Here is an 8,516-nt window from a genome sequence, read left to right on the forward strand (position 1 = left end):
TATATGTGACTGACTTCGTCAGTCTTATCTACAACCTCAAAGCAGTGCTTTGAGCAACCTGCGACAAGCTTCCTAGTTTGCTCTTTGATTTTCATTGAGTATAATACTTAATGAAATCACAAAAAGAAATCAGGTAATCCTAGTGACTACCTGATTTTCTATGTCTTAAGCATTTTGCCAATTTTCTTGGTCTTCTTTAAAGCGTTTTAGGAGATCAAGGCCCTCTGGTGTGATATAGCCTTCTTCTTGAGCTAGGTGAATGAGTTCACTATAGTTAGAAAGCGTCACCAATTTCACACCAGCATCCGCAAAGTTCTTATCTGCTTTTGGCAATTGGTAGCTGAAAATCGCTACAACTCCAAGTACATCTGCTCCTTCGCGTTTGGCTGCTGCTACGGCTTCAAGAACAGAACCGCCAGTTGAAATAAGGTCTTCAACCACTACCATTTTTTGACCTTGAGCTACGCGGCCTTCAATTTGATTACCAGCTCCGTGGTCTTTTGGTTTGCTACGGATGTAGGCAAATGGCAGGTTCATCTTGTCAGCAATGATGGCTCCGTGAGGAATCCCTGCTGTTGCAGTTCCTGCAATGACTTCTACCTCAGGAAAGACTTCTTTGATAGCATCTACAAAACCATTTTCAATGAGAGTACGAGTTTCTGGATAGGCAAGAGTTACACGGTTATCCGTATAAATAGGTGACTTGATACCAGATGCCCAAGTGAAAGGCTCCTCTGGTTTGAGGTAAACGGCTTGAATTTTCAAGAGGTGGCTAGCGATATCTTTAGCAAGTGTCATGGTCTTCTCCTTTTATTTTATAATCTAGTTCTTTAATTCCAGTCCTGTGTCCATTCATCCTTGATGGCATGATAAGCTGCAACAGGATCCTCAGCTTGGGTTATAGGACGTCCCACTACGATATAGTCACTACCGATTTGATAGGCATCTGCTGGCGTCATCACGCGTTTTTGGTCTCCAACAGCAGCTCCCTGAGGACGAATGCCCGGTGTTAGACAGATAAAATCTGGATTGGTAGCCTGCTTGATGACTTGCACTTCCTGAGCCGAGCAAACGACACCATCTAATCCCGCTTCAGCTGTCTTCTTGGCATAATGAATGACAGATTCTTGCAGGCTGGTTTGGATATTTTGAAACTCCTGCATCTGGGCTTCTGATGTTGATGTGAGCTGAGTGACAGCAATCAATTTGGCTTGACTTCCAAGACCTTCACGCGCAGCCTTCATCATCTCTACACCACCAGCCGCATGAACATTGGTCATGTCCACACCAAGCTGAGACAAAACCTTCATGGCTGACTTAACTGTATTGGGAATGTCATGCAGCTTGAGATCAAGAAAGACGCTGTGACCCAGACCTTTCAAGTAAGATACAATCTCAGGACCCGTTGCGTAATAAAGCTCCATCCCTACCTTGAGATAAAGGCTTTCTTCTGCTGGGAAAAGAGCTAAAAATTCCTTGACCGCCTCAAAACTAGGAAAATCAAGAGCAATGACTGGACGATGTTCTCGCATAGGTTTCTCCTTTTACCTTTGCTAGTGAGAGAGTCTGGGCAACAGAAGCCACGAAAAAAGGAACCTGCCAACAGCAAGGTTCCACGAAAAACGGGTAGTCTCCACCCTTTCACCGTCTAACCTTAGCTGCCTCTCTGGACTGCTTTAAAGGTTTTTTACTATTCTATTATTTCTACTAGTACTTGTCAAGTAAAAACATGGGCACTAAAGAACTATGAGAGAAAAGATCAAGCCTAGCGGCGCGATGAGCGCTGGGTTGTTTGGTTTCGATTGCTCTCTTCCTCCAATTTTTTCTTCTCTTCTTCCAATTTATTCTGCTGTTCTTCCAGCCTTTTCTTCTCTTCCTCTTTTTGTTTCTTCTCAGCTTCCTTAGCCTCTTGTTTGGCCTTTTCCTCAGCTTCCATAATTAATTTATCCGCCACTGTGTAGCTGTAGATTCCAGCTTCCATGTCAATCACACTTGGTTCTGACAATTGAGGCTTAATCTTACTGTAGTAAGGCAATTTCTTACTCATTTCAGACAGGGGAACCAAGACTTCGTCCGAATCATTCATGGTCAATCGAATTAAATCTGAAGTGACCTTACTTGGGGCTAGTTCTACCTTTTGGATAGCCGCCTTGAGTTCTGGGCTAATTTGAGAAAGTTCTGATGTAAAGGCCTTGATTTGTTCGCTGTCATTAAAGAGAACTGACAAATAAGTTTCTGGCAGACTAACCAAGCTCACAGAACTAGTCTCAAGCTGACCGCTGGAAAGAATAGGATAATGATTTTCACCAGAAATATAGTAGGCAACAATATCATATTCCTTGACCTTGATAGTGAACTTGGTTGGAAATTGATAGACAAGCTGAGCTGATTCAACCCAATAATTAGACTTGATCCGCTCTTCATATTTTGCCTTATCTAGCAGAAGGTTAATCGTATAATCCGAATCCTGAATGCCTGAAGCTTGTCGGATATCATCAGCCGTAGTTTGTACCGTTCCCTCAATACTTATATCCTTCATGGTCGCATAAGGACTGAGTAAGTAGGCAGAAACAATCAATAAAAGCAGACTTGGAAATAAAATCGTTAGAGCTCGTAAGATATGGAGGCCAGGAATCTTTGCTTTGGCTGCTTTTCCCTTTGTAGCCTTTTTATCCTGTTCCTCGTCCTCTTTAGACCCTGATTCTTCTATCTCTTCTTCCTCTTTGTCACCCTCTAGGGCTTCTACTTTTTCTTCAGACTTTTCCATGGCTGATTCTTCATCTTCCTGGTCTGTTTCACTCTCCTTGTCCTCTGACTTCTCAGATTCTTCTCCCATTCGAGCCTGTCTTTCCTTTTCCTTCTCCTCAGCTAGGGCCGCCTCTTCTTCAGCCTTCTTTTTTAGATATTCTTGGTTTCGTTTCTGCCATTCTGATAACTCTTTCAATTCTTCGAGGATTTCTTTGCCCTCATTTTTCTTATCTTTTGACATTTACTTTCCTTATGATAAATCTTTTTTCAACAATTGATAAAAATCTGCTAGAGACTTCAATTCCTTTGAAGCCTTCATCTTAGCTTGATAATCTTCCTTGTGACTTAGTAAGTGAGAAAGCTTCTCTTCTAAACTGTCCAAGGTCAAATCGCTTTCTTGAAGCTCTTCTGCATAGCCTTTTTTTACAAAGTAGGCTGCATTTTCAATCTGGTCACCACGACTAGCTTCACGACCAAGCGGCACAATAACATGCAATTTTGCCATGGCCAAGAGCTCAAAAATCGTATTGGCACCACCTCGTGTCACAACAATATCAGCCAATTCCATCAAGGGTTGATAGAGATTGGTTACATAGTCAACACGAAAAAGATTTTGTCTCAATTCGTTCAGGCTAGAATCTCCAGTTAGATTGATAATATTGTAGCGCTCTGTCAGTTCTTTCTTATGGTCTGTCACCAATTGGTTAAAGACACGAGCACCTGCTGAACCACCGACAAACAATACCGTTGGCAATTTAGGATTAAAGTGGGTTTGAATATCTACCAATTCATCTGGTTCTGGTTTTTTTTGGTCTGAAACCTTGGTCACTGCTCCCACATGCTCGACCTTAGACAAACTCGAAGCTTGCTCAAAGGTTGAATACATCTTCGTCGCAAATTTATAGGCGATTTTATTGGCCAAGCCCATAGACAGGTCAGATTCGTGAATAAAGACAGGCACTCCTGACACACGCGCTGCGATAACAGGTGGTACAGAGACAAAACCTCCCTTTGAAAAAAGGGCCTGTGGACGAAGTCGCAACATGATAAAGAGCGATTGGACAATTCCCCAGCCAACTTTAAAGACGTCCAGCATATTTTGCCAAGAGAAATAGCGACGCAATTTTCCAGTCGCAATGGAGTGGAAAGTGACATCCAAGCCTGACTTGAGGATTTCTTGGTGTTCGATACCACGCTTATCCCCGATATAGTGGACTTCCCAACCATCTTCGATGAACTTGGGTATTAACAAAAGATTGAGGGTGACGTGTCCCACCGTCCCTCCACCTGTAAAGACAATTTTTTTCATATTATTCCTTTAACTCCGCTACTGTGTCGATAAAGAGATCGCCACGTACTTCAAAGTTAGCATACATATCCCAGCTGGCATTGGCAGGACTGAGAAGAACCGCATCTCCTTGAATCGCAAGTTCATAGGCTTTGCGGGTCGCATCTGCAATGTCTGTCGCATCCACATAAGACACACCAGCCTTGTCTGCTGCCCGTTTGACACGTTCTGCAGACTGGCCCAGGATGACCATCTTCTTGAGTCCAGTAATGTCTGGAACCAATTCGTCAAACTCATTGCCACGGTCCAAACCACCTGCAATCAAAATGACCTTGCTGTTGTCAAATCCTGATAAGGCTTTTTGAGTAGCCAAGATATTGGTTGACTTACTATCATTATAGAATTTGACACCTTTGATTTCATCCACAAATTGGAGACGGTGTTTGACACCACCAAAGGCTGAAAGAGTTTCTTTGATGGTTTGGTTATCCACACCACGAAGCTTGGCAACAGCAATCGTCGCAAGGGCATTTTCTACATTGTGACTACCTGGAACTCCGATTTCATTCGCTGCCATGACCACTTCTCCACGGAAGTAAAGTTTACCATCTTCTAGATAAGCTCCATCAACCTTTTCCTGTGTTGAAAATGGTACAACGGTAGCTTGTGTTTTGCTAGCCAATTCTTTTGCTAAGTCTTGGTTAAAGTTCAAGACAAGGAAATCAGATGTTGTCATCTTGTTCTGGATATTCCATTTCGCTGCTACATATTCCTCAAATGAGCCATGGTAATCGATATGAGTTGGCATGAGGTTGGTAATAACCGCAATCTCAGGATGGAATTCTTGAACGCCCATGAGTTGGAAAGAAGAAAGTTCCATGACAAGCGTGTCCTTATCTGTCGCAGTTTGAGCCACTTGACTGGCTGGATAGCCGATATTTCCTGATAAGAGACCATGTTGGCCAGCAGCAGTCAAAACTTCCCCAATCATGGTCGTTGTGGTTGTTTTACCGTTCGAACCTGTGATACCGATAATTGGCGCTTCTGAAATCAAGTAAGCCAATTCCACCTCAGTCAAGACTGGAATTCCCTTGGCCAAAGCCTTTTCAATCATGGGATTGCTGTAAGGTATACCTGGATTTTTCACCATGAGAGCAAAGTCTTCATCCAAGAGTTCCAAAGGATGACCACCTGTGATAACCTTGATCCCTTCTTCCAACAAACTTTGCGCAGCTGGATTGTCCTCGAATGGTTTCCCGTCATTTACTGTCACAATAGCACCTAGTTTATCCAACAAACGAGCTGCAGATTCACCAGACTTGGCCAAACCTAAAACAAGGACTTTCTTATTTTTAAATTGATCTATTACTTTCATGTCTCGAACTCCATTTCTACTCTTACTATTTTACCATTTTTATGGAAATAAAAAAGCCACAAAGTGTGTTTGTGACTCTTTCTTCTAACTGATACTCTTCGAAAATCTCTTCAAACCACGTCAGCTTCGCCTTGCCGTATATATGGTTACTGACTTCGTCAGTTTCATCTACAACCTCAAAGCAGTGCTTTGAGCAGCCTGCGGCTAGCTTCCTAGTTTGCTTTTTGATTTTCATTGAGTATGAATCTTACCATATCATCTATGTGATAAATCGGTAACTCGAATGACTTGGTCCACTTGCTCCCAAATAAGAGGATTGTGGGTCGCAATAATAATGGTCCGATTCGGATTTTTTAAAGATTCTAGGATAGAAAGTAATTCCTCAGAGTTTTTGGGGTCTAGCGACGCAGTTGGTTCATCTGCGAGGATCAAAGGCGGATCCTTTAAAATTATCTTCGCTAGTGCAACACGTTGTGCTTCTCCTCCTGATAACTCAAATATAGGTTGCTTTAAATCCAAATAGGATAGGTTTACACGATTTAGAGCTTGTTTCATCAAAGAGATTTTCTCTTTTTCTTTCAACTTTTTACCAACTAAACCCAGATTGAGATTCTCTTTGACGGTTTGGCTTTCAATTAAGCCAAAATCTTGAAATAGGTATCCTAAGTAATCTCTAAAGAAAACAGAGGGCTTAATGTCTTTAAGAGAGGTGCCATCATAGATGATTTGCCCTTTGTCATATGGCTCTAATCGTCCAATCATATTCAAGAGTGTTGTCTTACCACAGCCACTTGTACCGATTAAGGCATAAATTTTCCCACCTTCAAAATGAAGATTCGTATCTGAAAATAGCTGACGGCTTCCAAATTTTTTAGATATATTCTTTAGTTCAATCATCCTATTTTCCTTTCATAATTGTCATAGAAACACGAGATTCTTTCTGCGCTTGACGGTAAAGCGTCAGAATTGCACTAGCTAGAAAGACTAATAAAGTGAGCAAGCCAATCACCAAGTCTCGACTGCTTAAAATAAAGAGACTAGCACCAAATACAAAACTGGCAAATTGGCTAACCATATACTGAGCATGTGTTTCAAAAAATCGTAAACCTGAAATTCGTTTAATCAAGATATCTCGGCGGAATTGCTCGAAATATAAAAGATTAACCGAATAAAAGAGCAACAAGGAACTGGCTATCCCCACAATAGCTCCTAAGATTAAAATTGCTGTTTCAGTTTTCACTTCATTATAACGAGTTAGATAAACACTTCTTCCTTCTTTAAGATAAGATACTTGCTCATAAATTCCAGCTTTCTTTAAGAGTTCTAGCCCACTCTCATATCCTTTGATAAAGAGTTGTTTTCCAGCATTGATAGACCAAATAGATTTGGAAATGAAACTATCACCTGTAGATGTTGGAGTGAACACAACTAAAATCGGATCGGTTAAGTACTGGATGGATACTGGACTTTCACCATTATTATAAATAAATCTCTTTTCTCCAGTTGGAAGATAACTAACAATCGCTCTCATTTCATACTCTAAAGGAGCGTCTTTATCCTCACTTGATTGTCCATAAGAGTTTAAACTTTCTTCAAAAACTTTCTTAAGTTCTGCTTCCTGTGAACGAAGAGATTCTGGTAATAAGAGTCCAAATTCCCCTTTTTGAAGATGAGCTAGTTTCTGTCTAGTCTCATCATTTACAGTCACATTTTCCTTGTCCAAATAACTTGGACTAACATAGAGAACATTAGCATCTGGACTATAGGTATCCAAGGTCTCTCCTTTTTCATTTCTTCCTTGAGGATTTGCAAAATGAGTGAGATTATCTTTTACAAATAGAGCCTGTTCTTCTTCGATTGCTTCCTTGGCAAAGGCATACCACTTGCTCTGATTTTCTGTATCTTTTACTCTATCACCTAAGCCAAAGGAAATCTGGTAATAGTCTGCTCTGTCCTGCCATGCTTGTTTTGAAATTTCAAGTTCTTTCAATCGTTGGTAAGACGTCAAGCCTGTCTTAACAGCGTAGCCTACTGTAAAAACAGCTACTAACTGACACAATAGGGTTAAAGCCATCAAGCGTTTAAGAGGTAATCTTCCCTTAATAACGGGAACTAATGCTTTGTAACTCAAACTCATTAGATAAAGGAGCATTAGTAAAATTGAAATACCCAATAAAAACAACAGATAGAAACTAATCCCAAAACCATAGGTGGCTAACAAGATAGGATAAAACAAACCTTGACTAAAAAGAACGACTCCCCCACCTAGGAAGGAAAGGAGGGCTGATAGAAGGAGCCACTTAATATCAGTAGATAAAGAATGCCCCATGATGGATAAGAGAGTCTGACCAGAAAAGAGTTTTATACCTGCAGCTCTCATTTCCTTAATCCGAGTGATAATCACTAGAGCAAAGAAAGATAAGCCAAATATTGCTAAACTAATTAAAATAAGTGGGTTTAGTAAAATTAGAAAAGAAAGATAATAGGGAGATATCTTTCGATCAGCAATTGCTTTATAACCCAACTCTCCTAATTTATCGGCTAGCTTTTCTTTTGTCAAGGAGCCTGATAAAAGGAGATAACTATTTAGTGGATCACTACGTTCACGACTTTCTTGGCTAGCTTCTTGGAATTCTTTTGGTAAAGTTCCCTGACCATAAGTTGCATAAGTAAAGTGAGTCGTCCCATCCTTACTTGGCTCTACAATTCTTCTAGCTATTAAACTCTGTTCTGAGTTTGCAAAATTCTCCAATTCCTGTTCAAATACCTCACGCGTCGGTTCCTGAGTATCTTTTTTGACACGAAGTAAAGAGACGGAATCATAGCTTGCATATAAATATTGTGGCGCACGTAAGACAATAATCCAAGCAAGGAAGAAGCTGAGAAAAAAAGTTGATAGTAATATGAATAGTTTCTTCATAGTAGACTCCTTGTATAAGAGAATAATCCTATAGAAAAAGATTTTATCTTTTATAAATTCTTAGAATTATTTTCCTAGTTTAATCCATCACACCCTGAGCACCAAGACAACAATACTCTTCAAAAATCTCTTCAAACCGCGTCAACGTCGCCTTGGATTATATATGTGACTGACTTCGTCAGTCT

8 protein-coding genes are annotated in these 8,516 nt (G+C 40.6%); all 8 read right to left on the reverse strand.

Annotation, left to right across the window (positions count from 1 at the left end):
- Nucleotides 1-165: 165 nt before the first annotated feature.
- The 8 genes from pyrE to ADH54_RS03980 all read right to left on the reverse strand — a co-directional run bounded on the left by pyrE (nt 166) and on the right by ADH54_RS03980 (nt 8,331).
- Nucleotides 166-798 (reverse strand): orotate phosphoribosyltransferase, encoded by a 633-nt coding sequence (gene pyrE / locus ADH54_RS03945; RefSeq protein ID WP_049524119.1) that lies wholly within the window; start codon nt 796-798, stop codon nt 166-168.
- A gap of 32 nt (nt 799-830) precedes the next feature.
- Nucleotides 831-1,532 carry an orotidine-5'-phosphate decarboxylase gene (pyrF, locus tag ADH54_RS03950; protein WP_049524120.1) on the reverse strand — a complete coding sequence of 234 codons (702 nt, stop codon included), beginning with the start codon at nt 1,530-1,532 and terminating at the stop codon, nt 831-833.
- A 233-nt stretch (nt 1,533-1,765) separates the two neighbouring features.
- Entirely contained in the window at nt 1,766-2,989 is a 1,224-nt protein-coding gene (locus ADH54_RS03955) for a cell division protein FtsQ/DivIB (RefSeq protein ID WP_049524121.1), read from the reverse strand.
- Between the two features lie 9 nt (nt 2,990-2,998).
- Nucleotides 2,999-4,057, reverse strand: a complete 1,059-nt coding sequence (locus tag ADH54_RS03960; protein WP_049524122.1) for a UDP-N-acetylglucosamine--N-acetylmuramyl-(pentapeptide) pyrophosphoryl-undecaprenol N-acetylglucosamine transferase — start codon at nt 4,055-4,057, stop codon at nt 2,999-3,001.
- A gap of 1 nt (nt 4,058) precedes the next feature.
- Complete coding sequence (murD, locus tag ADH54_RS03965; protein WP_049524123.1) at nt 4,059-5,411, reverse strand: UDP-N-acetylmuramoyl-L-alanine--D-glutamate ligase; 1,353 nt, start codon at nt 5,409-5,411, stop codon at nt 4,059-4,061.
- Nucleotides 5,412-5,436: 25 nt separating this feature from the next.
- Nucleotides 5,437-5,646: a hypothetical protein gene (locus tag ADH54_RS12400; protein WP_049524124.1), complete on the reverse strand. Its 210-nt coding sequence runs from the start codon at nt 5,644-5,646 to the stop codon at nt 5,437-5,439.
- 20 nt (nt 5,647-5,666) lie between these two features.
- Nucleotides 5,667-6,308 (reverse strand): ABC transporter ATP-binding protein, encoded by a 642-nt coding sequence (locus tag ADH54_RS03975; protein WP_000571283.1) that lies wholly within the window; start codon nt 6,306-6,308, stop codon nt 5,667-5,669.
- A 1-nt stretch (nt 6,309) separates the two neighbouring features.
- Entirely contained in the window at nt 6,310-8,331 is a 2,022-nt protein-coding gene (locus ADH54_RS03980; RefSeq protein WP_049524125.1) for a bacteriocin-associated integral membrane family protein, read from the reverse strand.
- Between the last annotated feature and the right edge of the window lie 185 nt (nt 8,332-8,516).

It is taken from the genome of Streptococcus pseudopneumoniae (assembly GCF_001072315.1).
Taxonomy (GTDB): Bacteria; Bacillota; Bacilli; order Lactobacillales; family Streptococcaceae; genus Streptococcus; species Streptococcus pseudopneumoniae_R.

Bases quoted from the DNA above. Each gene is read 5' to 3' on its own strand.
- pyrE (WP_049524119.1), bottom strand. From the start codon at position 798: ATGACACTTGCTAAAGATATCGCTAGCCACCTCTTGAAAATTCAAGCC.
- pyrF (WP_049524120.1), bottom strand. From the start codon at position 1,532: ATGCGAGAACATCGTCCAGTCATTGCTCTTGATTTTCCTAGTTTTGAG.
- ADH54_RS03955 (WP_049524121.1), bottom strand. From the start codon at position 2,989: ATGTCAAAAGATAAGAAAAATGAGGGCAAAGAAATCCTCGAAGAATTG.
- ADH54_RS03960 (WP_049524122.1), bottom strand. From the start codon at position 4,057: ATGAAAAAAATTGTCTTTACAGGTGGAGGGACGGTGGGACACGTCACC.
- murD (WP_049524123.1), bottom strand. From the start codon at position 5,411: ATGAAAGTAATAGATCAATTTAAAAATAAGAAAGTCCTTGTTTTAGGT.
- ADH54_RS12400 (WP_049524124.1), bottom strand. From the start codon at position 5,646: ATGAAAATCAAAAAGCAAACTAGGAAGCTAGCCGCAGGCTGCTCAAAG.
- ADH54_RS03975 (WP_000571283.1), bottom strand. From the start codon at position 6,308: ATGATTGAACTAAAGAATATATCTAAAAAATTTGGAAGCCGTCAGCTA.
- ADH54_RS03980 (WP_049524125.1), bottom strand. From the start codon at position 8,331: ATGAAGAAACTATTCATATTACTATCAACTTTTTTTCTCAGCTTCTTC.